Genomic DNA, 24,787 nt, shown 5'->3' with positions numbered 1-24,787 from the left:
GGTGGGGGCGGGGGTGGGAGTAGGGGTGGGCGGCGGATCTGGCCGGGTGCCCGCCCTTCTGCCGGTGGATGGGACGGTTGCGGCGGGGGCTCGGGATCAGCGGTGCCTGTGTGTGGCGGCGCGGAGTCGGTGCCGCGGTACGGCTGTGCCGGGCTCGTGCTCCCGTACGGCGGCGATGAGTTGGTGGCCCGACTCGGGCGCGGCTCGGGGTCGACAGAGTCGGGGCGGTCGTCGTCGGCGGCGGAGGGCGGAGTCGGCTGATGCATGGGCGGCTTCTTCTGCGCTCTGTGCGCCTCAGACGTGTGCGGCGCCGGATGGACGGTTCCGGGAGGACAAGGGCTGTCCGGCGACACGGCCCGTTCAGGCGTTCCGCCACTCAGGTGAACGGAACCGGGCTCCTCGTGGTCACGCCCGCTGCCTGGGAAGCCGACCGAATGGCGGCGCGGTGCGGGGGACGAAGGGGGCGGACAATTGGCGCCGGTCCCCCGGTCCCGGCGTCCGCCGAACCGGTGCCCGGTCCGTCGGCCGCACGCGCCCGTTTCTCGCGCCGCGTGCACCTCGGCAAGTCCAGCAGCAAGTCCGGCGTCAGCCCGCGCGCTGGGGACGCTGACCGCTTGCGGAGTCGCCGTCAGCCGCCGGACGCCCCGGTGGAGCCAAGCGTGGAACCAAGCTCCGAACGCACCGGGCCGACCACTGGACCGGCGGGGCGGCCTGCCACTCCCCCAACCATTGATCACCCGTCCCCCTCAATGCCGTTGCTCCCAGGCTGCGGCGTCTCCGAGCAGGTGTCGTAGCGCCGCGCATCGGCCTTCCCAGAGGTACGCGGCCGTGTGCTGCCGGGGCGTGCGGTGCCCTGCGCCGGTGTGCGCGGACGGGATCCGTCGGTGCCGGATCGACGGCCGTTCACGCCCGAGGGATGGGGACGGCCTTCGGCTCCGTCGGCGGTTCGGGTGCGGCGCCGACGACGAGGGGCTGCGGGGGCGGAAGCCTCCGGTGCCGGGCCGTCGCCGGGACCGGTCGCGCCGGGCTGTGCGGAACCGTCGGCGACCTCCGGGCCGTCGGCAAGCCCTCCAGCGGGCGTTGCCTCTCCGACTCCGGCCGCGCTTCCGACTCCGGCCGCGCTTCCAACTCCCGTCGCTCCTCCGGCTCCGGCCGCTCCTCCGGCTCCCGCTGCCCTTCCAATTCCCGGCGCGCCTCCGATGCCCGCAGACCCTCCAGCGCCCGTCACCTCTCCGGCGCCCGCAGCTCCCCCAACTCCGGTTACCTCTCCGATGCTGGCTGCTTCTCCAACCCCCGTCGCCCCTCCAGCTCCCGCGGCTTTTCCAACTCCCGCCGCCCCACGGGCTCGTGTCCCTTCTCCAACCTCCGCCACTCCCTCAACTCCCGCCGCTCCCCCAACTCCTGCCGCCCCTCCGGCTCCTGTCCTTGCTCCAGCTCCCGCCGCTTTTCCAACTCCCGCCGCTCCACCGACTCCAGCCCTATCTCCAACTCCCGCCGCTACACCGGCTCCCACCGCACTTCCAACCCCCGTCACCCTCCCGGCGCCCGGCGCCTCTCCACCTTCCGTAATCTCCACCCGCCCCACCCGCTCCGCACGCAGACACCGCCGGATCGACTCCGGGTCCAGGCCCTCGTTGCAGGCCTGGTGCAAGAGGCGGGCGAACAGGTAGTCGGGGTCCGCGCCCAGGGCCATCGCCAGGGCTTCCCTGGCCTCCAGGTCGTCGCCGGTCGACCAGGCGACCCAGCCGGCCAGCGTGAGAGGGGCCGCGGCGTGTTCGGCGTACGGTCCGACGCAGCGGCGGGCCAACGCGCGCCAGAGGCGCAGGGCCGGTACCGCGTCGTCGCCCTCCATCCACTCGGCGGCGCGGTCGCGGGTCGTGCGGTCCTGGAGGCCGAGGATCAGCGTGGCGGCCTCGTCGTGGGCGAGCAGCGCGTCGTCGCGGAAGTCCGCGTGGAGGGCACCGGACACGTGCGATGCCGCGGCGAATCGCCTCATGATCCGCCGGGCCAGATCCAAGGTCTCCTGCGCCACGTCCCCGCGGCTGGCGTCATCGAGGATCCTGGGGACCAGGGTCATACCGGCGGCGTCCAGCGCGACTTCCTGCCGAAGCGCCAGAGCCGTCTCCCAGGGCTGCAGCCTGGCTCGCAACTCCCTCAGCGTGCCGCGCACTTGAAGTCCCGCGTAGGTCGCCGCAGCGGCCAGTACGGAGGTGCCGGGCAGGCCCATCGGGGATCCGTCGACCGGGCAACACCCCTCGATCGGGCAGCAGTACGACCAGAACCGGCCGTCCGAGATGCAGAGCGCCTCGATCACGGTCACGTCGAGGCGGCCGCACTCGGTGCGCAGCTTCTGCACGAGCGGGCGCAGACGTTCCATGACCTGGCGCCCCGACTCTCCCGGCGCCGGTTCCTGACAGACGTAGGCGATCATCTGCTCGGGCCGGGTTCCCCTGCGCTCGCTGCCCGTCACCAGGCCGTGGGCCAACTGCCGTGCCACGGAGGCCCAGTCGTCCGCGCCGGCGGGAATTCCGAGCCGGGCCCTGCCGCCGAACCGGCCCCGGCCGCCCCGATCGTGCAGGGCGACGAGGACGATGCTGTCCTCGGGGCGGTACCCGAGCAGATAGGGCAGGGCGTCGGCCAGTTCGGCGGGCGAGCGCAGGGTGACCTGGTGCTCGGCGCCGTGTCGCTCGTACGCGGTGGGGTCGATGTCGCCATTTTCGGCTGATCCGGTCGTTTCGCTGTGGTTCGTCATGCATCGACGATCTCGCGGATCGCAAAGTTCCGCTTGACCCTGTGGATAAGTCCGGTCAGGGACACGCCACATGAGGTTCGCCAGGCCCAAGTCGGCCCACCTGGCCAGGAAATCCGGGCCGCCCGCGGCGAAGGTGCGATCGCCCTGCGGGGAGCGGGCCGCTGAGGCTATTCGGTCGCCGTGATCAAAACTCGCCCCGCCCGAGGCAATTCCGCACCACCGAAACTCGCCCCGGCCCAGCGCGAATCACCGCACCGCAGACCGCCATCACCTCGACCAGAGGCGGCCTACGACAAGGCGCCCGAAAGCGAAACCTCAGCCCGCCGCAGCCAGAACCAGCGGAAGCACCTGTTCGCTTCCTGCCCGGCGGAGCAGTCGGGCAGCGACCGCGAGTGTCCAGCCCGAGTCGGTGTAGTCGTCCACGAGCAGGACGGGGCCGGGAGAGGCGGCCAGGGCATCGGCCAGTTCCCCGGAGACGGCGAACGCGTCGGACAGGGCCCTGAGGCGTTGGGCGGAGTTGCTGCGACGCGCCCCGTGCGTGCCGTCCGGTCCGGTGTACGTCAAGGTGCCCAGGAGGGGGAGGCGGCCGATGCTCGCGATGCCCTGGGCGAGGGAACCGACCAACTGCGGGCGGCGCAGGGACGGTACGGCCACGACGCCCACGGGCCGGGCGGAGGCGTCCGCGACATTCGGTGCCCAACCGCCAGGAGAGCGCGCCCAGTCCGCGAGGACCGCCACCGCGGCCTTCAGGACGTCGTCGGGGACCGGGCCGTCGGGCGCGTTCTCGGCCAGCAGCGGGCGCAGCCGGTTGCCCCAGCCGATGTCCGAGAGCCGTCCCAGGGCACGTCCGGTGGAGCACTGGTCCTTCGCCGGGATACGGCCCTTGAGGTCGACACCCAGCGCGGCCATCCCGGTCGGCCACATCCGGCGCGGCTCGACCTCCACGCCCGGGCGGTCCAGTTCCTTCGTCGCCCCCGTCAGCGTCTCCGCGGAGACCGAGGAATCGATCCAGGCGCCCGCGCAGTTGTCGCAGCGGCCGCACGGCACCGCGCCTTCGTCGTCCAGTTGCCGGCGCAGGAACTCCATCCGGCACTGGGACGTACTCACGTAGTCGCGCATGGCCTGCTGCTCGGCCGCGCGCTGTTTGGCCACCCAGGTGTACCGCTCGGCGTCGTAGGCCCACTCCGCGCCCGTGGCCGCCCAGCCGCCCTTCACCCGCTTGACCGCGCCGTCGACGTCCAGGACCTTCAGCATCGTCTCCAGGCGGCTGCGCCGCAGGTCGACCGCCGTCTCCAGGGCCGGCACGGACAGTGGCCGTCCGGCGTCGGCGAGGGCCGAGAGGGTCTGCCTGACCTGCGTCTCGGGCGGGAAGGCCGTATCGGCGAAGTAGCGCCAGATGGCCTCGTCCTCGCGGCCGGGCAGGAGCAGCACATCGGCGTGGGCCACACCGCGACCCGCTCGGCCCACCTGCTGGTAGTAGGCGATCGGCGAGGAGGGCGAGCCGAGGTGGACGACGAAGCCGAGGTCCGGCTTGTCGTAGCCCATGCCCAGTGCCGAGGTGGCGACGAGGGCCTTGACGCGGTTCTCCTGGAGGTCGATCTCAGCCTGCAGGCGGTCGGCGTTCTCGGTCTTCCCGGTGTACGAGGCCACCTTGAAGCCGCGTTGGCGCAGGAAGGCGGTGGCCTCCTCGGCCGCGGCCACGGTGAGCGTGTAGATGATCCCGGAGCCGGTCAGCTCGTCCAGGTGCTCGGCGAGCCAGGCCAAACGGTGCGCGGCGTCCGGCAGTTGGACCACTCCCAGCCGCAGGCTCTCCCGCTCCAGCGGGCCACGGAGCACCAGGGCCTCCCCCGCGCCCGTGCCCAACTGCTCGGCCACATCGGCCGTCACGCGCGCGTTGGCGGTTGCCGTGGTGGCCAGCACCGGTACGCCGGCGGGCAGTTCGGCCAGCATCGCCCGCAGCCTGCGGTAGTCGGGGCGGAAGTCGTGTCCCCAGTCGGAGATGCAGTGCGCCTCGTCGACGACCAGGAGGCCGGTCGTAGCGGCGAGCTTGGGCAGGACCTGGTCGCGGAAGTCGACGGAATTGAGCCGCTCCGGGCTCACCAGGAGGACGTCGGTCTCGCCCCGTTCGACCTCTCCGTAGATGTCGTCCCACTCTTCCGGGTTGGCCGAGTTGATCGTGTGCGCCCGGATACCGGCCCGCGCCGCCGACTCGACCTGGTTGCGCATCAGCGCCAGGAGCGGCGAGATGATCACCGTAGGACCGGAGCCGCGCCGGCGCAGCAGGGCAGTGGCGACGAAGTACACCGCCGACTTGCCCCAGCCGGTGCGCTGCACCACCAGCGCGCGCCGGCGGTCCTCCACCAGGGCCTCCACCGCCTGCCACTGGTCCTCGCGCAGCCGCGCCGTACCGCTCTGATCACCGACCAGCTCGGCAAGGATGGCGTCGGCTTCGGCACGCAGCTCCTGGTTGCTCATGCCCCCATGCAACCGCACGCCACTGACAACGGCCCAATCCCCCGCCGCGACGAAGCGCGCGGGCCCGTGTCCCGCACCCCGTCCGACCGGCTCCCTCTGGACCTCCCGCACCTCAATGGCGTACGAAAGTGTCGTGCCCGAACGTCCCAGGCGTCGCCGGGTGGCTCATTGGGTAGGGATATAAGCCACAGACCGTCAGATAAGGGTCTGTGGCCCCATTTGCTCGTTGCCGCATCCCAGTTCGACAGGAAGAATTGGAGTCCGCTCCCCGCACGGCTCGTCCGTGATCCGGTAGGGCTCTGCTGCGGTGTGCGCTCCCCCGAATCCGACCCCGCCCGTAGTGTGGGCGCGTAGCCGAAGGGAGGACCGTGACCTTCGGATTCGCTCCGTCCTCCGCGGCATCCACGTCGACGTCTGCCGACCTGTCCGCCGCTTCCGCCAACCCCCTGGCCCGTCTGCTCGAGCCCTCCGAATGGGCCGCCGCCGGCATCCCGTTGCTGCGCAATCCGCGCGAGGTCGTCAGCGGGCTGCACTCCCGACACCGGCCGAGACCGGCTACCGCGGTCGTGGCCGTCCTCGATCCGGACGAGCGGCTGCTCGCGAGCGCCTCGTTCGTCCGGCGGTCCGCCCCGGCCGACGGCTGGATGTTCCGCAACGCGCTGCTCGCGCAGCTGCGCCGCGTCATCCCGCACGATCTGCGCCGCCGTACCCCGGTGCGCACGGCCGTGCTGCTCTACTGCCGTGAGGGCGACGCGCGTTGGACGGAGGAGGACGGCGCATGGATGTGGGGGCTGCGGGACGCCTGCACCCTGCACGGGCTGCGCTGCGGGGCCTACATCACGCTGACCCGTGACGGCTGGCAGGTGCTCGGTGAGGGGCGCGGCGGCCGACGGCCCAGCGCGGACTCCGCGCCGGAACCTTTCGCCATGTCCGAGGTACCACCCCTCCTGCCCCGCACCGGCGGCGCCGCCTCGGAGGTTCTGCGCCGCGCCGCTGCCCGCTGACACCCGGTCCGGGCTCCGCGCCCGGACCGTACGGCCCTGTCATTGCGGAGTCTCTACGACGCCGAGTCGCCCACACTTCGGTGGCGGGGCACAAGTACAGCCGTGGCAGGGGCACTTCACCGACGGCACCAGAATTCCGCGCACGCCGAATGCGTCACCGTGCTCAGACCGTCGCGACGGCGTTCATCTGACCGCCGTCGCCCTCCGCGAGCCTTCCGGGTGTTCCCGGAAGGGTCAGACGCCCGCGCCCAGCACCGAGTTGATCTGCTGCGGGTCGCCGCAGACGATCAGCAGGGCGCCGGCCCGGCCGAGGGCCAGGGGCAGGGCGGTGGTGGCAACGTCGGCCGCGCCTCCGTTGACGGCGACCACGACGACGGGACGGGACGCCGCCCGGCCCGCGACGGCGGCGTCCGCGTAGAAGACGTCGTCGCGCGCGTCGTGCTGCGCCCAGTAGGAGGCTTCACCGAAGGACAGTTCATGGGCGGCCCACGGGTGCGGTTCGCCGGTGGTGATCACCAGCACGTCACCGGGGGCACGGCCCGCCTCCAGGAGCAGGTCCACGGCTTCCTCGGCAGCGTCCAGCGCGCCCTCGGCCGAGGCCGGGATCAGCTGGATCTGCGGGGTCGCCACAGCGGTGCCGGAGGAGGCGGGGACAGCCGGACCCGAGGGTCCGGGCTTGGCCACGGCCACGTCGCGCGGCGTACGTTGCGCCGGTGCCGTGGGCCGCAGGGGGCCGGGGCGACCGGGACGCGACGGCGCCGCGGGGCGGGGGCCGGGTACAGGGCGGGGGGTCGGCGCGACGCGGCCAGTGGCCGGAGTGACGCTGGGACCCTGGGCACTCTCGTGAATCTGAGGCTCCTCGGGAATGAGAGGCATGAGCTGATTTTTATCAAACGCTGATGCGGCTTGCGGCAGCGGGTGGCACATGAGTGCGAGCGGAACGGTCAGAAGTCGAAACCGAGCTGGCCCTCGATCTTCGGAACGTTTCCCTCCGCCCAACTGCGGGCCTTCTTGAGGTGCCGCCACTGGGGCAGCGCATCAAGATACGCCCACGACAACCGGTGGTACGGGGTGGGGCCCCGCTCCTCCAGTGCGGCCTTGTGCACGGGTGAGGGATACCCGGCGTTGGCCGCGAAAGCGAAGTCTGCATGGTCGATGCCCAGTTCGGCCATCATTTTGTCGCGCTGAACCTTGGCGATCACCGAAGCGGCCGCGACCGCCACACAGGACTGGTCGCCCTTGATCACCGTACGGACCCGCCAGGGGTCCCCGAGGTAATCGTGCTTCCCGTCGAGGATGACCGCGTCGGGGCGAACGGGCAAGGCCTCCAGAGCACGCACCGCGGCGAGCCGCAGCGCGGCCGTCATCCCCAGGTCGTCGATCTCTTCGTGGGAGGCGTGCCCCAGGGCGTACGCCGAGACCCACTTGCGGAGTTCCTCGGCGAGTTCGGTGCGTCGTCTGACCGCGATGAGCTTGGAGTCGGTGAGGCCTTCGGGGGGTCGGCGCAGTCCAGTGACCGCCGCGCAGACGGTGACGGGGCCGGCCCACGCACCGCGCCCCACCTCGTCGACGCCGGCAATGACCTTGGCCCCGGTCGTGGCGCGGAGTGAGCGCTCGACGGTATGAGTGGGTGGTTCGTACGGCATGGCGTGCTCAGGGTACGCCGCCCGGCGCCCTCAGCGACACCCGGGTTTCGGTGAGCCCCCCGAAGACCGCTCCGATCCGGCTTCACGCACCGCCGGGCCGGAGCAGCGGAAGCATCAACTGGTCGATCATTTCCTCGATGTCGCGGTCGACCCATTCGCTGCCGCACATCTTCGATCGGTACATCATCATCGCCGGGACGGCGTCCAGGACATAGCCGTTGGAGGCGTCGGGGCGGACCTCGCCGCGCTCTATTCCGCGGTTGATCACCTCTCCGAGCAGTCGGATCGTCGGTTCCACGACCCCTTCGAAGATCACGCCGTGGAAGCGCTCCGCCTGGGCGGTGTCGCATTCGTGAATCACCGAGCGCAGGGCGCACCCAGGGCGTGAGTACATCGCGTCGCGCGCCTGCACGCACAACGCCAGCAGGTCCTCGCGCACGCTCCCGAGGTCGGGCGCCTCGTTCAGGCGCGGCAGGCCTGCTTGCAGCGCGTCCGCGACGAGGTCCTCCTTCGACGACCAGCGCCGGTAGACCGCGGCCTTGCCTGTCTGGGCGCCGGCGGCGACGCCTTCCATCGTGAGGGCGTTCCATCCGACCGTGCCGAGTTGCTCCAACGCGGCGTCCAGGATCGCGCGTTCGAGCACGGCGCCACGGCGTCGGAGGGAGGCCGTCCGAGCGGGGGCGGCCGTCCAGCCCGAAGTAACCATCTGAGTTTCTCCAGCGAGCAGTGGAATGGGGAATTCCGGGGATCGGGGTGGGGGATCGGGGACGCGTCACGCGGCAGCGACGGGGAGATGCCGCACGAAGGCGAGTTAAGTGAACGCTTGCGTTCACTGTCGGGGACTCACTACCGTTGACGCGGCAGTGAACGCGAGCGTTCACTAACACACTTGTGGGGGACCCATAGTGACAACCTCTCAGTTGATTCAGCACCCCAAGCCAGGAGCGGCCCGCCGGGAGGGGCATCCCGGCATCGCGCTCGCGGTCATCGCGGCCTGCCAACTCATGGTGGTACTCGACGCGACGATTGTGAACATCGCGCTCCCGCACATTCAAGCCGCACTCAGTTTCAGCACCACCGACCTCACCTGGGTCGTCAGCGCCTACACGCTCACCTTCGGCGGCCTGCTGCTGCTCGGCGGCCGGGCCGGTGACATCCTCGGCCGGCGGCGGGTGTTCACCACCGGCATCCTGCTCTTCACCTTCGCCTCGCTGCTGGGCGGTCTCGCCCAGGAACCCTGGCAGCTGCTGGCCGCGCGCGTCCTGCAGGGCATGGGTGGCGCGATCGCGTCGCCCACCTCGCTGGCACTCATCACCACCACGTTCCCCGAAGGGCCTGAGCGGAACAGGGCGTTCGGAGTCTTCGCCGCGGTCTCGGCGGGCGGTGGCGCGATCGGACTGCTCGCGGGCGGCATGCTCACCGAATGGCTCGACTGGCGCTGGGTGTTCTTCGTCAACCTGCCGATCGGCGTACTGATCGCGGTACTCACACCGCTGTACATCAACGAGTCCGAACGGCACACCGGCCGCTTCGACATCGCGGGCGCGCTGACCTCGACGGCGGGCATGGCGTCCCTCGTCTACGGCTTCATCCGCGCGGCGGACAAGGGCTGGCGCGACGGCCTGACCATCGGGTCCTTCGCCGCGGCGATCGTCCTGCTGCTGGCCTTCGTGATCACCGAGTCCCGGGCCAAGGAGCCGATCACCCCGCTCAGGATGTTCGCCGACCGCAATCGCTCGGGCACCTACGTGATCATGCTGAGCCTGGCCGCCGCGATGTTCGGGATGTTCTTCTACATCGTGCTCTTCGTGCAGAACGTGCTGGGGTACACCCCGATCCAGGCGGGTCTCGCCTTCCTGCCGGTGACGGTCGTGATCGCGGCCGGCGCGGGGCTGTCCCAGCGCTTCCTGCCGGTGCTCGGGCCACGGCCCTTCATGCTCATGGGCTCGGCGCTCGCGATGATCGGGCTGGCCTGGCAGACCCTGATCAGCTCGGACAGTTCGTACGTCGGCGGAGTGCTCGGTCCGATGCTCGTGTTCGGCTTCGGGATGGGCCTGAACTTCGTGACGCTGACGGTCACCGCCGTCTCCGGTGTCGCCCAGCACGAGGCGGGCGCGGCCTCCGCGCTGCTCAACGCCATGCAGCAGGTGGGCGGTTCGCTCGGTCTGTCCATCCTGACCACGGTGTTCGGCTCGGCCATCAAGGACGAGGCGAAGAAGCAACTGCCGAAGTTCCTGGCGGACGGATCGGCGGGACAGAAGGCGGCGTTCTCCAAGTCGCACCAGTTGCCCGCGCCTTGGGGGCACGAGGTGCTCGCGCACGGCATCGCGACGGCCTTCGTCCCGGCCGCCGCGATGGCCGTACTCGCCCTGGTCACCGCCTGGTTGGTGATCCGCGTCCGCAAGAGTGACCTCGAAGCCCTCGCGGGCACGGCGGGTGCGGGAGTCGCCTGACCGCCGGCCGGGCCAGATCAGGGCCCGGCCCACGGACCCCAGCGAGAACCTCATGACCACACCCCCCAACTGCCGTGTCCTGCCTGTGCGGACTCATGTGCCGCACAGCGACTGCCACGACAACGGACGGGTGGTCACGGAGAGTTCCCACCGGGCACGGAGAGTTTCGATCGGATGCGGACGGTGCTGCCCGGCGGCGAGGTGAGGACGTCAGACGGACGTCGGCACCCAGCCCGGCAGCGCCTCCGTCCGCTCCAGCCACTCGGCGGGCGGCGTGCCCGCCCGCCCACCGGCGATCACGCCGCCCACGATGGCGCAGGTGGTGTCCACGTCACCGCCGACCTGGGCGGTGGCCCAGAACGCCCCCTCGTAGTCGCCGAGGCCGCGCGCGGCCGACCAGAGCGCGAAGGGAACCGTGTCGTGGGCGGACGTACGGCGTCCACAGCCCAGAACGGCCGCGACGGTTCCGGAATCGGCGTAGTCGAGCATGTCCCGAGCGCGCCGCAGGCCCGCGCCGACGGCGCTCTTCGGTACGAGTGCGATGACGCCGTCGAGGAGTGCCTCGCCACTAGGCGGGCCGCCGGGGGCCGCGGCCAGCGCGGCGGCCGCGGCGACGGCCATGGCGCCCACCACGGCCTCACGGTGCTGACGCGTGGGGTAGGCGGAGATCTCCGCCTGGTGGGTGGCCTGCTCGGGGTCGTCCGCGTACCAGGCGCCCAGGGGCGCGATCCGCATCGCCGCGCCGTTGCCCCAGGACCCCTGGCCCTTGAAGAGCGCGGAGGACAGTTCACGCCAGTCGCCGCCCTCGCGGACGAGGCGCAGCAGCCGGTTGACCGCGGGGCCGTAGCCGCGGTCGAAGTCGTGGTGCTCGGCGAAGGACCGCGCCAGGGCGTCCTGGTCGACGCGGCGGTGAGCGGCCAGGACGGCGACCACGGAGCACGCCATCTCCGTGTCGTCCGTCCACTGCCAGGGGGTCGGGGGCAGTTCGCGGCGCTTCAGCAGCGGGTGGTTCACGGGGACGAAGAACTGTGAGCCCAGCGCGTCGCCCACAGCGAGTCCGCGCAAGCTGGCCAGGGCGCGGTTCAGACGCGCGTCGAGGGAGTCGGGAGAGACAGGAGAAACAGAAAGGTCGGGGGTACCGGAAGAGGAGTCGGCGATCATCGGTCCGCCCCCTATCCGGTGATCCCGTACGGCTCCGGGTCCCGCCAGCTGTCGAACGGCCGGTCCAGCGCGTATCTGCCGTCGTCTCCGAGAACGAGCATCCGCATCTCGGCGTTCCCCGGATTCGACAGCGACTCGAACTCCGCGACCGTCCAGTGGAACCAGCGCATACAGAACAGCCGCATCGCCAGGCCGTGTGTCACCAGGAGCACGTTCGGCGGATGGTCAGGGGCCTCGAAGCTGCGGTACAGGCTCTCCAGGAAGCCGCCCACCCGGTCGTAGACATCGGCGCCGGACTCGCCCTGGGCGAAGCGGTAGAAGAAGTGCCCGTACGCGTCCCGGTACGCCTTCTGGAGGCGTACGTCGTCGCGGTCCTGCCAGTTCCCCCAGTCCTGTTCGCGCAGCCGGGGCTCCTCGCGCACGCGGACGAGGTCGGGGTCGAGATGGAAGGCGCGGAAGGTCTCGTGCGTACGGCGGTACGGGGAGACGTACACGCTGATGCGCTCGCGGCCGAACACCTCCCGCAACCGCTTTCCGGTCTCCTCCGCCTGTAGCCAGCCCTGGTCGGTCAGCGCCAGGGAATGGTCGGGTTCACGCTCGTACACAGTGTCATCAACATTGCCCGTTGACTCGCCGTGCCGGACAAGGACGATGCGCCGTGGTCGTGCCATGCCAAAACCCTAGATCGAGTCACGGCATATCGAGCACTCGTACGGGCTCCATACGGCGTAGGTCACACGAATTGTGCCCGATGGGCCACATAGGGGCGCACGATTCACACAGCGGGACGCCGGTGACGTCAGTTGGGATTTCAAACCGTCCAGGACGGTTCCAGTTGGACGATGTCCCCCGTGAGGGAATCGATGTCCGCCTCGATCTGGGCCCGCAGGGCGAGCCGCTCGACCCGCTCGGCGCGGTACTTGCCGTGCTCGGCGGCCGACTGCCACATCGACAGCACCATGAACTCGTGTCCCGGGGCCTCGCCGAACAGTCCGCGGAGCATGCCGGGGGAACCGGCCATCGCCGGGTTCCAGACCTTCTCCTGCATCAGCGTGAAGTGCTCGGCGCGCTCCTCGTGGACGCGGCACAGGGCCACCCGCACCAGGTCGGCGTCGGTGAAGCGCGGCTCGAAGCCGGTCTTCACGTCGAAGCGGTGGTCGAACAGCTTGACCTGCGCGTCCTTGAAGGTGCCCGCCTGGGCCGACGCCAGCCGGTCGTGGGACCGGGCCATGAAGGAGTCGTAGAAGGCACGGCTTTCCCAGAACGCGAAAATGTGTGCCACCCCTGGCCGCGCTCTGCTCCAGCCGCCCCCCTGTCCCCGAAATCCCGGCTCCCCCAGAAGCCCCGCCCACTTTCGCTGCCCGCGCTCGAAGCCGCGGCGGTCAACCACGGTGCAGCGAATCCACTTGACCAGCACCGCGCCATCGTAAGGCCACCGAGCGTGGCGCCGGTCACGCTCCGGCTGAGATCGTCGGCGCATGCGCCCCCGCGCGCGTGGCACGATGGACAACGAACGCTGATCGCCCAGTAGTTGGGGCGCGCGATCGAGGCGAACGGGGAAGGGGAACTGTGGTGAACGGCCTCAACAAGGGGATCCGCAAGGCCGAAGTCGGGCTCCAGTGGGATCCGAGTCCCACCGGGCAGCCGCCCGTCGATCTGGACATCGTCGCCACCACGTATGTGGCGGGCGATCTGTACGGCGCTCCCGCGTACGCGGTGCACTTCGACAGCCGCTCGCCCGACGGCACCATCTATCTCAACCGGGACAGCAAGGACGGCAAGGGCTTCGGCTGGGACGAGGTCATGACCCTGGAGCTCGACCGGCTCTCCGAGCGGTACGCGCGCGTGGTGGTCGGTGTCGTCATCCAACAGCGGGTCGCCCACCGCACGTTCGTCAATGTCCTCAACCCGAAGCTGCGCATCCGGGAGGGGTACACCGTCCTCACCGAGGACGACTTCGGTGACGTCCTCGGTGCGACGGCGGCGACGGCCGGGGAGTTCGTCCGCGACGAGTCCGGAAGCTGGGACTTCCATCCCGGCATCCGGGGCTTCGAGGACGACCCCGCGACCTTCATCAGGACGATGGGCAGGGCGCAGCAGCCCTGACCCGTCGCGGACGGCGCGTCAGCCGGCGGTCCAGCCCGGGACCGTCGGCAGCACCTCCTCGGCGATGCGGAACAGCGCCTCGTCGTCGGGCGGCACGTCGTCCTGACGCCAGATGGATATCTCGAAGGAGTCGCCGCCGTCCTTCCCGCTCGCGGAGACCAGCAGGCTGCGGGCGACGCCCCCTGGGCCCGTACTGGCCTTGCCTCCGCCGAGGTTGAAGCTGATGGCGATGGTCCGGTCCGAGTAGAGAACGGCCGGGTGCCCCAGGATCGACTTCAGCTGCGACGTCGAGTCCACATAGCGGGCCGCCTCGGCGACGGGAATGTCGTCGTAGGACGCCGACAGCCGCACGGAGTACGTCTTCAGGTCCACGTCGGCCTCGGGACTGGCGATCTTGGTGCCGCCCGCCAGCGTCATCCAGCCCGCGCTGCCCGAGGCGGTCACCGCGTGCTCGTCCGGAGTCCCCAGCAGCACCGGCAGATCCGTACGGTTCAGCGCCGTGCACAGCGCCGTCGGCGAGGCGTACTTCGCCGGCAGGGTGCCATCGGTGCTCGCCGAGCAGGTCGCCGGTTTACTGTCCTGCGCCGACGTCTTCGGCAGGACTCCCCCAAGTCCCCACATACCGCCCACGACACCGCCGACGACGACCACTGCCGCGACTGCCTGGGCCCCCGCACTCCTACGTCTTTCGAGTTCGACGGATTCGTCGACCATGTCCCCCACCCTCCCCTGTGCGCGGCCTATGCGCGCTGAGGGAGATTAACCGCTGATCGTTCCGCTGGGAAACCGGATTCGCCCCGGGGCGGGAAACGCCGAGGGCGGCGAAGCCGGGATACCGACTCCACCGCCCTGACCAGCTAGTTCACTTCAAGCAGATGCCCTGGCTCAGCTGCAGCCGCTGGTCGATCCGCATCCCTCGCAGATGTAGCAGGAACCGGCCCGCTGCATCTTCGTACCGCAGGAGAAGCAGAGCGGGGCGTCGGCCTGGATGCCCAGCTGCATCTCCACCAGCTCGGCGCTGGTGTGCGCCTGCTGCGGGGCGGGCTTGACCGCCTCGGCGACGGCCTTCGGCGCGGCCACCGCCTTCAACTCCTGGGCGCGCGGCGCCGACTGGGCCAGGCCCTCCACGTCGACCTCGTCCGCCGTCGGCTCGTACGAACCGGTGTCCAGGTGACGCTGGCGCTCCTCGGCGGAGTGGATGCCGAGCGCGGAGCGCGTCTCGAAGGGCAGGAAGTCGAGCGCCAGGCGACGGAAGATGTAGTCGACGATCGACTGCGCCATCCGCACGTCCGGGTCGTCCGTCATACCGGCCGGCTCGAAGCGCATGTTCGTGAACTTCGAGACGTACGTCTCCAGGGGCACGCCGTACTGCAGGCCCACGGAGACGGCGATCGAGAAGGCGTCCATCATGCCCGCGAGGGTGGAGCCCTGCTTCGACATCTTCAGGAAGACCTCGCCGAGACCGTCGTCCGGGTAGGAGTTGGCGGTCATGTAGCCCTCGGCGCCGCCGACCGTGAAGGAGGTCGTGATGCCCGGGCGGCCCTTGGGGAGACGCTTGCGGACGGGGCGGTACTCGACGACCTTCTCGACCGCGGTGCGGATGGTCTCCTCGGCCTTGGCCGTGACCTCGACCTTCTCCTTCTCCTTGGTCTTCGCGGAGAGGGGCTGGCCGACCTTGCAGTTGTCGCGGTAGATCGCGAGCGCCTTGACGCCCAGCTTCCACGCCTCGAAGTAGACCTCTTCGACGTCCTCGACGGTCGCCGTCTCCGGCAGGTTGACCGTCTTGGAGAGCGCGCCGGAGATCCAGGGCTGGATGGCGGCCATCATGCGGACGTGGCCCATGGCGGAGATGGAGCGCTCGCCCATGGCGCAGTCGAACACCTCGTAGTGCTCCTGCTTGAGGCCCGGGGCGTCGATCACATTGCCGTTGTCGGCGATGTGGGCGACGATCGCCTCGATCTGCTCCTCCTGGTAGCCCATGCGACGCAGGGCCTGCGGGACGGTGCCGTTGACGATCTGCATCGAGCCGCCGCCGACCAGCTTCTTGAACTTGACCAGGGCGAGGTCGGGCTCAAGGCCGGTGGTGTCGCAGGACATCGCGAGACCGATGGTGCCGGTCGGGGCGATGACGGACGCCTGCGAGTTACGGAAACCGTTCTTCTCGCCGAGGCGCAGTACGTCCTGCCAGGACTCCGTGGCCGCGGCCCAGATCGGCGTGTCCAGGTCGTCCGCGCGCGGGGCCACGGCGTTGGCGTCGGCGTGCTGCTTCATGACGCGCAGGTGCGGCTGCTCGTTGCGGGCGTAGCCGTCGTACGGGCCGACGACCGCTGCGAGTTCGGCGGAGCGCTTGTACGACGTGCCGGTCATCAGGGAGGTGATGGCACCGGCGAGGGCACGGCCGCCGTCGGAGTCGTACGCGTGGCCCGTCGCCATCAGCAGGGCGCCGAGGTTGGCGTAGCCGATGCCGAGCTGGCGGAACGCGCGCGTGTTCTCGCCGATCTTCTGCGTCGGGAAGTCCGCGAAGCAGATGGAGATGTCCATCGCGGTGATGACGAGCTCGACGACCTTGGCGAAGCGCTCGACCTCGAAGGACTGGAGGCCCTTGCCGTCGTCCTTCAGGAACTTCATCAGGTTCAGCGAGGCGAGATTGCAGGACGTGTTGTCCAGGTGCATGTACTCGCTGCAGGGGTTCGAGCCGTTGATACGGCCGGACTCCGGGCACGTGTGCCACTGGTTGATGGTGTCGTCGTACTGGATGCCCGGGTCGGCGCAGGCCCAGGCGGCCTCGGCCATCTTGCGGAAGAGCTCCTTGGCGTCGACCTCCTCGATGACCTCGCCGGTCATGCGGGACGTCAGGCCGAACTTGTCGCCGTTCTCCACGGCCTTCATGAACGTGTCGTTCACACGGACCGAGTTGTTGGCGTTCTGGTACTGCACCGACGTGATGTCGTCGCCGCCCAGGTCCATGTCGAAGCCCGCGTCACGGAGGGCGCGGATCTTCTCTTCTTCCTTGACCTTGGTCTGGATGAAGTCCTCGATGTCGGGGTGGTCGACGTCCAGGATGACCATCTTGGCCGCGCGGCGGGTGGCGCCACCGGACTTGATGGTGCCCGCGGAGGCGTCGGCGCCGCGCATGAAGGAGACCGGACCCGAGGCGTTGCCACCTGAGGAGAGCAGCTCCTTGGAGGAGCGGATGCGGGAGAGGTTCAGGCCGGCGCCGGAGCCGCCCTTGAAGATCATGCCCTCTTCCTTGTACCAGTCGAGGATGGACTCCATGGAGTCGTCGACGGCCAGGATGAAGCAGGCGGAGACCTGCTGGGGCTGCGGGGTCCCGACGTTGAACCACACGGGGCTGTTGAAGCTGAAGACCTGGTGCAGGAGGGCGTACGCCAGCTCGTGCTCGAAGATCTCGGCGTCGGCGGGCGAGGCGAAGTACTTGTGGTCCTCGCCGGCCTTCCGATACGTCTTCACGATGCGGTCGATGAGCTGCTTGAGGCTCACCTCGCGCTGCGGGGTGCCCACGGCACCGCGGAAGTACTTGCTGGTGACGATGTTGACCGCGTTCACCGCCCATTCGGCGGGGAACTCGACGCCACGCTGCTCGAAATTGACCGAGCCGTCGCGCCAGTTGGTCATGACGACGTCACGACGCTCCCACTCCACCTCGTCGTACGGGTGCACGCCGGGGGTGGTGTGAATACGCTCGATGCGCAGTCCCTTGGTGGCCTTGGTGCCCTTCGCGCGGGAACCTCGTGCCGGACCGCTCGCCGTCTCTGTCATGCCGCCTCCCTCTACAGGCGAAAACGCCTGAAAATGCCACGATGTTCCCGTGGCAGAGTGTTTGTCTGATGCCGCGGGCGCCCACAGCTCATGGCCCCGCGACAAGTCCTGGTTCGCCGCCGCCCGGCCGGACCCGGGGTCTCCGCCCGGTTCCGGCCCGTCGGTCAGTCGGCGGAGTGGGCGGGCACGGGGACTTGAACAGTCCCTCCGGTCCCGCCGTCGTCTTCCTGGCTCCCCGATGCCGCGTCTTCGTCGTCCGCGGCGGGGCCGGGGGTCACTTCGCGCAGCTCCACGATCGCGGCCTCGAAGTCCTCAAGGGAGTTGAACGCCCTGTAGACGGAGGCGAATCGCAGATAGGCGACGAGGTCGAGCTCCTGCAACGGGCCGAGTATGGCCAGCCCGACGTCATGGGTGGTCAGTTCGGCGCTTCCGGTGGCCCGCACCGCTTCTTCGACCCGCTGGCCGAGCTGGGCGAGTGCGTCCTCGGTGACAGGCCGTCCCTGGCATGCCTTGCGCACACCGTTGATGACCTTGGTACGGCTGAAAGGCTCGGTGACTCCGGACCGCTTGACCACCATGAGCGAGCACGTCTCCACGGTCGTGAAACGACGGGAGCAGTCAGGGCACTGGCGGCGCCGGCGGATCGACGTGCCGTCATCGGTCGTACGGCTGTCGACGACACGGCTGTCGGGGTGCCTGCAGAAGGGGCAGTGCATGGTCTCCAACCCTCCCTCGCAGCAGACTCAATAGCCTCGTGAGACCCCTTGGGCCTCTCGAAGCAGCCCCAAGCATAGGCGATGACCGAGACTCTGAAGACCCGGGGGACCACAACTTCTGGGCTGCTGCCGCAATCCAACCACTAGATGTGGTGATTGGCTCACACAAACACGCCGCACGCGCGTGTCGCGCCGTATTGGCATGTGCCATACGACCGTCCCGTCACCCCGAACACGCGGGCGCACAGCCGTACCGCCAGGCCACTTACGGAGATACCGTGAGCGCGGCACGGAGGAGACGTGGGGCTCCCGCACAGAACGGGACCGGCCCCCGACCGCCGGGACACCGGGTGGCAGACTGAGGCGACAACTCACGAGGTCACCACCACGGCGGCGAAGAGTACAACAATGAGCTCTTTTGTCCGGCAGGTGCCGCGTTGGCCATACACCCAGACGCGTGATCGCGACAGGCTATCTGCACTTTTTCACTCGAACGTGTGTTTGGCGCAACCTTTCGAAAGCAACTACCGTTGTCCAGCAGGGAGACCATCGAGAGGGGCCGACGTGACCACCACCGCAGACAGTGCCACCATCACTGCCCAGGATCGCTCCCAGGGCCGACTCGAGCCGGTGCATGCAATGAACGAAGCCGCGAATCCCGAGGGACACAAGCGCTCCCTGCCGGGCCGACCTCCCGGTATCCGGGCGGACAGCTCGGGGCTCACGGACCGGCAGCGCCGGGTGATCGAGGTCATCAGGGACTCGGTGCAGCGACGGGGCTACCCGCCGTCGATGCGCGAGATCGGCCAGGCCGTCGGCCTGTCCAGCACATCCTCGGTCGCACACCAGCTGATGGCACTGGAGCGCAAGGGCTTCCTGCGCCGCGACCCGCACCGCCCGCGCGCGTACGAGGTCCGCGGCAGCGACCAGTCCTCGTCGGTGCAGCCCACGGACACCGCGGGCAAGCCCGCCGCGTCGTACGTCCCCCTGGTGGGCCGGATCGCCGCCGGTGGCCCGATCCTCGCCGAGGAGTCGGTCGAGGACGTCTTCCCCCTCCCCCGCCAACTGGTCGGTGACGGTGAGCTGTTCGTCCTCAAGGTCGTCGGTGACTCGATGATCGAGGCCGCGATCTGTGACGGCGACTGGGTCACCGTGCGCCGCCAACCGGTCGCCGAGAACGGCGACATCGTCGCCGCCATGCTCGAGGGCGAGGCCACCGTCAAGCGCTTCAAGCGCGAGGACGGCCACGTCTGGCTCCTCCCGCACAACTCGGCCTACGAGCCGATCCCCGGCGACGACGCGACGATCCTCGGCAAGGTGGTGGCAGTGCTGCGGCGCGTGTGACGGCTGCGGCGGGCGGGCCTCATCGGCCCGGCCCCCTGACCGGACCCCGGGACCCCTGCGCCGGTTCCGGGGTCCTGTGCTGTCCGGATCCGGGCGTACGCGGGTCGGTCCAGCGGCGCCGGACCGACCCCCTCCCGGATCACTCCGATTCGGCCGCCTCCTGCGTCGGTTCCGCTTCCTCCTGCTTCGCCTTCGCGTCGATCGCGGCCAGCGACCTCCGGGCCTGGTTGCGGTCCGTGGTGTACCAGAAGTCGGGCAGTGACGCCTTGAGATAGCTGCCGTAGCGGGCGGTCGCCAGCCGCTGGTCGAGGACGGCGACCACGCCCCGGTCCCCCGACGCGCGGACGAGACGGCCGGCTCCCTGGGCCATGAGAAGCGCCGCGTGCGTGGCGGCCACCGCCATGAAGCCGTTGCCCCCCGCGTCCTCAACCGCCTTCTGGCGGGCGCTCATCAGCGGGTCGTCCGGGCGCGGGAACGGGATCTTGTCCATGACGACGAGCTGGCAGCTGGCGCCGGGGACGTCGACGCCCTGCCAGAGCGACAGCGTGCCGAATAGGCAGGTCTTGGGGTCGGCCGCGAAGTTCTTGATCAGCTCGCCGAGCGTCTCCTCGCCCTGGAGCAGGATCGGGTACTCCGGGATGCGGGAGCGCAGCTCCTCTGCGGCGAGCTGGGCGCCCCGCATCGAGGAGAAGAGGCCCAGGGTGCGACCGCCGGCCGCCTGGATCAACTCCGTCAACTCGTCCAGCATGTCGGCCCGGTCGCCGTCCCGCGCGGGGCGCGCGAGGTGCTTGGCGACGTACAGGATGCCCTGCTTCGGGTAGTCGAAGGGCGAGCCCACGTCGACGCCCTTCCAGTGCGGCAGGTCGTCGCCGGCGGTGCCTTCGGGGGCGAGGCCCAGGGAGGCGCCCACTCCGTTGAAGTCGCCGCCGAGCTTCAGGGTCGCGGAGGTCAGGGTCACCGAGCGGTCCGTGAAGAGTTTCTCCCTCAGCAGGCCCGACACGGACATGGGGGCGACGCGCAGGGAGGCGCCGAAGCGGTCGTGGCGTTCGTACCAGACCACGTCCCACTCGGAACCGTTGGTGATCCGCTCCGCCACGTCGTGGACGCTCTCCACGGAGGCCAGCGCCTGCTTGCGGACCGCGTCCTCGTCCTGCACGGACTTGTCGCGGGTGGCGCCGATCGCGGAGATCACCGTACGGCAGGCGTCGCGGAGCGCCATGAGGGCGTAACCGAGGTCCTCCGGGATCTCCTCCAGGCGGCCCGGCAGGGCGAGCTCCATCAGCCGCTCGAAGCCCTCGGCGGCGGTCTGGAGCTGGTCGGCGGCCTTCTCGTTGGCCAGCTTCGCCGCACGGCGCACCGCGCGGTTGACCTGTCCCGGGGTGAGCTCACCGGTGGCGACTCCGGTGACCCGGGAGACCAGTTCATGCGCCTCGTCGACGATCAGCACCTCGTGCTGCGGGAGGACGGGGGCACCCTCAATGGCATCGATCGCGAGCAGCGCGTGGTTCGTGACGACGACGTCGGCGAGCTTGGCGCGCTCGCGGGCCGCCTCCGCGAAACACTCCGCCCCGTAGGCGCACTTCTGGGCGCCCAGGCACTCCCGGGAGGACACCGAGATCTGCGCCCACGCGCGGTCGGAGACTCCGGGCGTGAGGTCGTCCCGGTCGCCGGTCTCGGTCTCGTCCGTCCAGTCGCGCAGCCGCAGCAGGTCCTGGCCCAGCTTGCTGGTGGGGGCGGCCGCCTCGAACTGGTCGAAGAGGCCCTCCTCCTCGTCCTGCGGCATGCCCTCGTGGAGGCGGTGCAGACACAGGTAGTTCGACCTGCCCTTGAGCATCGCGTACTGGGGGCGGCGGCGCAGCAGGGGATGCAGGGCGTCGACCGTGCGCGGCAGGTCGCGCTCCACCAGCTGGCGCTGGAGCGCGAGCGTGGCGGTCGCCACGACCACCCGCTCCCCGTGCGCGAGCGCGGGCACGAGGTAGCCGAGCGACTTTCCGGTGCCGGTGCCGGCCTGGACCAGCAGATGGGAGCCGTCGTCGATCGCCTCCGCGACGGCTTCGGCCATGGTCACCTGGCCGGGGCGCTCCGAACCGCCGACGGCAGTGACGGCAGCATGCAGGAGTTCGGGGAGTGAGGGCTTCGTCATAGCGCGACCAGCCTACGGGGCGGGACTGACAGCGGGGCGATCACGGCTGGGGAAGGGGGTGGATCAAGACGTCGAGGCTTTCGGACCAGGGCTGGTTCCGCCCGGTCCCGATCGGTGCGGCGCCGACTGGGATCGGTTCAGTGCCGGTGATGACCGATTCGGGTCAGGACCGGTTCGGTCACAGCAGATCGCGCACGGAACGGTCCCTGACCATGAGGGCGGCCCGCTTGGCGGGCAGGTCGACCTCGGCGGAGAACCGGAAACCGGCGCTCAGGAAAGCGGCTACGGAGCGGGTGTTGCGAAGGTCCGGTTCGGCGACGACGCGAGCGCAGGCGGGGCGCTTGTCGAGTACGAGGTCGGCGACGGCCCGCAGGAGCGTGCCACCCAGCCCCCGGCCCCGGTCGGCGACGTCGCCGATGAGGAGGTGGATGCCGGTGTCGTGCGGACGGGCGGGGTAGTGGCGGGCCAGGGGGTCGAGGTCCGCCCGGTAGATCTCCCAGTAGCTCATCGGGGTGCCGTCCAGCACCCCGAGACAGGGGACGCTGCGTCCGTCGCCGGTGAGTTGGGCGCGCAGGTGGTCCTCGGTCAGGGTCCGGGGTCCGGCCAGTTCCCAGAATTCCGCGACTGCAGGGTCGTTCATCCAGCCGCTGATGAGGGGGAGGTCGCGCTCGCATCGGACCGGGACGAGGTGGAAGGCGCCTGCGGGAGTACGGATCCGCCCCCACTCGCCGACACGGTCGAGGAGATCGTCGCGGTCGGCCGCGTCCGCCTCGACGCGGAGCGCGATGAACTCCTCCGGGAGACGGAGGTCGAGGGTGTCCTCGGCGTCCGTGCCGGAACCCTGGCTGATGCCGGTGCCCGGAGTGGGACCGGGGACTCTCGCGGTGTCGGCGCTCACATCGGTGGGAGGCACGGTGGCACTCCTCTCAGGAGATGGGGTGGGTCATGTTCCCCAGGAGCGAAGGGAGTTGGTGGCGGTCAGGAATGAAGAGGGTTCGCGACGGTGACGTAGACGGACTGCGTGTCGACCGGGCCGACGAGTTCGTCGAGGCCGTGCAGCCGGGTCAGCAGGTTGGCCTTGCAGCGCAGGACGGGTGAGTCGAGCAGGCGGGCCGGCAGGGAGGTGCGCAGCCGGGCGGGACCGGAGGCCACGTCGCCGAGGAAGCGGCGGAAGGCGGAGAGCAACAGCCGCTCGTCGGCGAGACGTTGCGAACCGAACGCTCCGATGAGACCGAGCACGTTGTTGATCGCGAGGTAGTACGCGAAGCGTTCGTCGGTGACCTCGTCGGAGACGAACGTGTCGCTGTGCTCGCCGATGCCGGGCAGCCGTGCGTCCAGTTCCGCGCGCCGGGATGCGCGGAAGTAGTAGCCCTGGTTGTCGCGGTACCGGCCGCCCACGGGCCAGCCCTCACCGTCCAGCAGGAGCAGGGTGTTCTGCTGGTGCGCCTCCAGGGCGATCCCCGCCTCGCCGTCCAGCCACAGCACGGGACGGACGACCTGCTCCAGGTAGCGCAGGAACCACTCGGCCGCGACTGCTCCGCGCGACCGGCCGGTTCGCGCGGCGAGACCCGTGACGACCTCGGCCAGACGGGACCTCAACAGCGGTGTGCCGGACGCGGAGTGGCTGGTGTGCGAGCCTGCCGCCGGTCCGCCGACGGTGGCGCTCCGCCCGGCGTACGGCCGGAGCGCGACGAGCCCGGCGACGCAAGACACGTCGTCGGACGCGCTGAACGGGTTGTGCCGGATCACCACGTCGATTCCGGCCAAGGGCACCCGGGCGTCCCGCTCGTCAGGGCCGACGCGGTCGGCACCGCACTCGTCCAACGCGTCGACGGCCAGCCAGGCCGGGTCGCGGACGATGTCGAAGCCCGGGTGGGCGGCATGCCACTGCTGGAAGAGGCCGGTGCGCAGCAGGCGGTGCACCTCGACGCCCCGGTGGAGTTCCTTGCGGAGGTTCTCACGGCGGGAGTTGGTGATGCGGAGGCCCAGGGACAGCTTGAGCATGGCGGGGGCGCCGGATTGGTGGACGGTCCGCACGGAGGAGGTGGGGTGCCACGGGGCGCCATGGCTGCCGAGGTCCTGGATCAGGCCGGCGTCGAGCAAGGCCGCGATATCGGCGCGGTGTTGGATATCGCGCCACTGCCACGGGTGGAGGGGAAGAGCGGCATGCCCTTCGGGCAACGGCAGCTCAGGGCCTGCGAGTTGAGTCGTCAGGTGAGCGGCAGGGACAGGCCGGCCGCGTTCGGTCCAGGCCGAGTCGGTGGCCAGTACGGAAGGGGCGACAGCCAGCCAGTGCAGCGGGAAGGAGCCACGCAACTCCGGTGAGTACAGACGGGCTTCGGCCTCCGAGAGGCCCTCACGGCTCTTCGGGGTCGGGTGCAACGGGTGGCCGAGCAGGAGTGCCTGTTCGGCGGAGAGGAAGCGATCGGGGCCGTCGGCCGGGCGTGCGCGGCGGTCGCTGACGAAGGTGACGGTACGACGGACGGAGTCGGCCACGCGGGCCACCAGGTCGGTCACGGTTTCGGGTGCCGTTGCGAGTGCCGCCGCGCCTGTTGCGGAGTCACCGTCACGCACCGCCGCCTCCCTGGCGAGCAATGCCGCGACCGTCACAGCGTCGGCGGGCGGTGCCCCGTGGGGAACGTCGGCCAGGCACGGAAGGCCGAAGCGGTGCCAGCCCGTCGGGGACCAGTAGTGGACCTGCGCGTGGAGGGCCGTGCCGCTGGCGGGGAGGGGGATGCGGAGGGTGCCGTCGGTGGGGGCGGCGAGGTTCGTTTCGCGTACCCAGCAGCGCAGGAGGTTCTCGACGGCTGCGGCCTGGGCGGCGGTGTGGGGGTCGGGGTGCTCCAGGAGGTCGCCGGCCGCGCCGCGCGGCTGACCTGCTTCCGGGCTCCGGGGCTGCTGCCGGGGAACGGACTCGGCCGACGCCGCCGCGAGGGTCTGCGTGTACCGAGGGCTCGCCTCGTGGGAGTGGCCGTCAGAAGTGGGCGTGGAGTTCAAGACTGTTCCTCGGGAGGTGTTTCGGAGTGGGAATCGCGTGGGGTCAAGTCCCGGTGTTCTGGCGCGCGTTGATCACGAGTGCTCTGCAACTGGTGCTGCAGGTCAGCCGAGTTGATGCCCGGAGGCGCTACGGCTTCCGGGCCAGCCACCCCGGCGTGCCGGCAGCGACCGGTCGGCGTACCGGCGCGGGCCGGTCGATGTACCGATGCG

Annotated in this window: 18 protein-coding genes; 4 read left to right on the top strand and 14 right to left on the bottom strand. The window is 70.2% G+C overall.

The genetic code is table 11. From position 1 onward, the window contains the following. Nucleotides 1-733 precede the first annotated feature (733 nt). A complete protein-coding gene (locus OO69_RS50885; protein ID WP_078652809.1) occupies nucleotides 734-2,752 on the bottom strand; it encodes a DUF4192 domain-containing protein in 2,019 nt (672 codons plus the stop codon). Nucleotides 2,753-3,067: 315 nt separating this feature from the next. Continuing rightward, nucleotides 3,068-5,227 (bottom strand): RecQ family ATP-dependent DNA helicase, encoded by a 2,160-nt coding sequence (locus tag OO69_RS41895; protein ID WP_033286214.1) that lies wholly within the window; start codon nucleotides 5,225-5,227, stop codon nucleotides 3,068-3,070. A 368-nt stretch (nucleotides 5,228-5,595) separates the two neighbouring features. Here OO69_RS41895 and OO69_RS41890 point away from each other — a divergent pair, with 368 nt between their 5' ends. Then, on the top strand, nucleotides 5,596-6,231 hold the full coding sequence (locus OO69_RS41890) for a hypothetical protein (protein WP_033286213.1): 636 nt from the start codon (nucleotides 5,596-5,598) through the stop codon (nucleotides 6,229-6,231). Between the two features lie 234 nt (nucleotides 6,232-6,465). Here OO69_RS41890 and OO69_RS41885 read toward each other — a convergent pair whose 3' ends face one another. From OO69_RS41885 to OO69_RS41875, 3 genes are all read right to left on the bottom strand, one after another. Continuing rightward, nucleotides 6,466-7,107: a hypothetical protein gene (locus tag OO69_RS41885; RefSeq protein WP_078652808.1), complete on the bottom strand. Its 642-nt coding sequence runs from the start codon at nucleotides 7,105-7,107 to the stop codon at nucleotides 6,466-6,468. A 68-nt stretch (nucleotides 7,108-7,175) separates the two neighbouring features. Further along, nucleotides 7,176-7,877, bottom strand: a complete 702-nt coding sequence (locus tag OO69_RS41880) for a ribonuclease HII (protein ID WP_033286212.1) — start codon at nucleotides 7,875-7,877, stop codon at nucleotides 7,176-7,178. An 82-nt stretch (nucleotides 7,878-7,959) separates the two neighbouring features. Then, a complete protein-coding gene (locus tag OO69_RS41875) occupies nucleotides 7,960-8,583 on the bottom strand; it encodes a TetR/AcrR family transcriptional regulator (RefSeq protein ID WP_033286211.1) in 624 nt (207 codons plus the stop codon). Between the two features lie 199 nt (nucleotides 8,584-8,782). Here OO69_RS41875 and OO69_RS41870 point away from each other — a divergent pair, with 199 nt between their 5' ends. Continuing rightward, nucleotides 8,783-10,330 carry an MFS transporter gene (locus tag OO69_RS41870; RefSeq protein ID WP_033286210.1) on the top strand — a complete coding sequence of 516 codons (1,548 nt, stop codon included), beginning with the start codon at nucleotides 8,783-8,785 and terminating at the stop codon, nucleotides 10,328-10,330. A gap of 210 nt (nucleotides 10,331-10,540) precedes the next feature. On the opposite strand, the gene OO69_RS41865 is transcribed toward OO69_RS41870, so the two are convergent. From OO69_RS41865 to OO69_RS41855, 3 genes are all read right to left on the bottom strand, one after another. Further along, a complete protein-coding gene (locus tag OO69_RS41865; RefSeq protein WP_051801614.1) occupies nucleotides 10,541-11,491 on the bottom strand; it encodes an ADP-ribosylglycohydrolase family protein in 951 nt (316 codons plus the stop codon). Between the two features lie 11 nt (nucleotides 11,492-11,502). Then, complete coding sequence (locus OO69_RS41860; protein ID WP_033286209.1) at nucleotides 11,503-12,162, bottom strand: histidine phosphatase family protein; 660 nt, start codon at nucleotides 12,160-12,162, stop codon at nucleotides 11,503-11,505. A 140-nt stretch (nucleotides 12,163-12,302) separates the two neighbouring features. After that, nucleotides 12,303-12,908: a YdbC family protein gene (locus tag OO69_RS41855; protein WP_063744493.1), complete on the bottom strand. Its 606-nt coding sequence runs from the start codon at nucleotides 12,906-12,908 to the stop codon at nucleotides 12,303-12,305. A 155-nt stretch (nucleotides 12,909-13,063) separates the two neighbouring features. On the opposite strand from OO69_RS41855, the gene OO69_RS41850 reads away from it, so the two are divergent. Then, on the top strand, nucleotides 13,064-13,597 hold the full coding sequence (locus tag OO69_RS41850) for a TerD family protein (protein ID WP_033286219.1): 534 nt from the start codon (nucleotides 13,064-13,066) through the stop codon (nucleotides 13,595-13,597). An 18-nt stretch (nucleotides 13,598-13,615) separates the two neighbouring features. Here OO69_RS41850 and OO69_RS41845 read toward each other — a convergent pair whose 3' ends face one another. The 3 genes from OO69_RS41845 to nrdR all read right to left on the bottom strand — a co-directional run bounded on the left by OO69_RS41845 (nucleotide 13,616) and on the right by nrdR (nucleotide 18,093). Then, entirely contained in the window at nucleotides 13,616-14,311 is a 696-nt protein-coding gene (locus tag OO69_RS41845) for a DUF6215 domain-containing protein (protein ID WP_033286207.1), read from the bottom strand. A 171-nt stretch (nucleotides 14,312-14,482) separates the two neighbouring features. Then, a complete protein-coding gene (locus OO69_RS41840) occupies nucleotides 14,483-17,377 on the bottom strand; it encodes a vitamin B12-dependent ribonucleotide reductase (protein ID WP_033286206.1) in 2,895 nt (964 codons plus the stop codon). A 164-nt stretch (nucleotides 17,378-17,541) separates the two neighbouring features. Continuing rightward, nucleotides 17,542-18,093 carry a transcriptional regulator NrdR gene (gene nrdR / locus OO69_RS41835; protein WP_033286205.1) on the bottom strand — a complete coding sequence of 184 codons (552 nt, stop codon included), beginning with the start codon at nucleotides 18,091-18,093 and terminating at the stop codon, nucleotides 17,542-17,544. A 564-nt stretch (nucleotides 18,094-18,657) separates the two neighbouring features. Here nrdR and lexA point away from each other — a divergent pair. Further along, nucleotides 18,658-19,437: a transcriptional repressor LexA gene (lexA, locus tag OO69_RS41830; protein WP_026151025.1), complete on the top strand. Its 780-nt coding sequence runs from the start codon at nucleotides 18,658-18,660 to the stop codon at nucleotides 19,435-19,437. 139 nt (nucleotides 19,438-19,576) lie between these two features. On the opposite strand, the gene OO69_RS41825 is transcribed toward lexA, so the two are convergent. The 3 genes from OO69_RS41825 to OO69_RS41815 form a co-directional block, all read right to left on the bottom strand. Further along, nucleotides 19,577-21,580: an ATP-dependent DNA helicase gene (locus tag OO69_RS41825; RefSeq protein ID WP_033286204.1), complete on the bottom strand. Its 2,004-nt coding sequence runs from the start codon at nucleotides 21,578-21,580 to the stop codon at nucleotides 19,577-19,579. Nucleotides 21,581-21,758: 178 nt separating this feature from the next. Continuing rightward, nucleotides 21,759-22,493 carry a GNAT family N-acetyltransferase gene (locus OO69_RS41820; protein WP_033286203.1) on the bottom strand — a complete coding sequence of 245 codons (735 nt, stop codon included), beginning with the start codon at nucleotides 22,491-22,493 and terminating at the stop codon, nucleotides 21,759-21,761. A 65-nt stretch (nucleotides 22,494-22,558) separates the two neighbouring features. Beyond that, nucleotides 22,559-24,577, bottom strand: coding sequence for an IucA/IucC family protein (locus OO69_RS41815; protein WP_033286202.1), 2,019 nt, complete (start codon nucleotides 24,575-24,577; stop codon nucleotides 22,559-22,561). Between the last annotated feature and the right edge of the window lie 210 nt (nucleotides 24,578-24,787).

It is taken from the genome of Streptomyces sp. NRRL F-525, assembly GCF_000716605.1.
In the GTDB taxonomy this organism is placed as follows: Bacteria; Actinomycetota; Actinomycetes; order Streptomycetales; family Streptomycetaceae; genus Streptomyces.
Note: the sequence above shows the minus strand (reverse complement) of the source record. Positions and strands in the feature narration are given on the sequence as shown.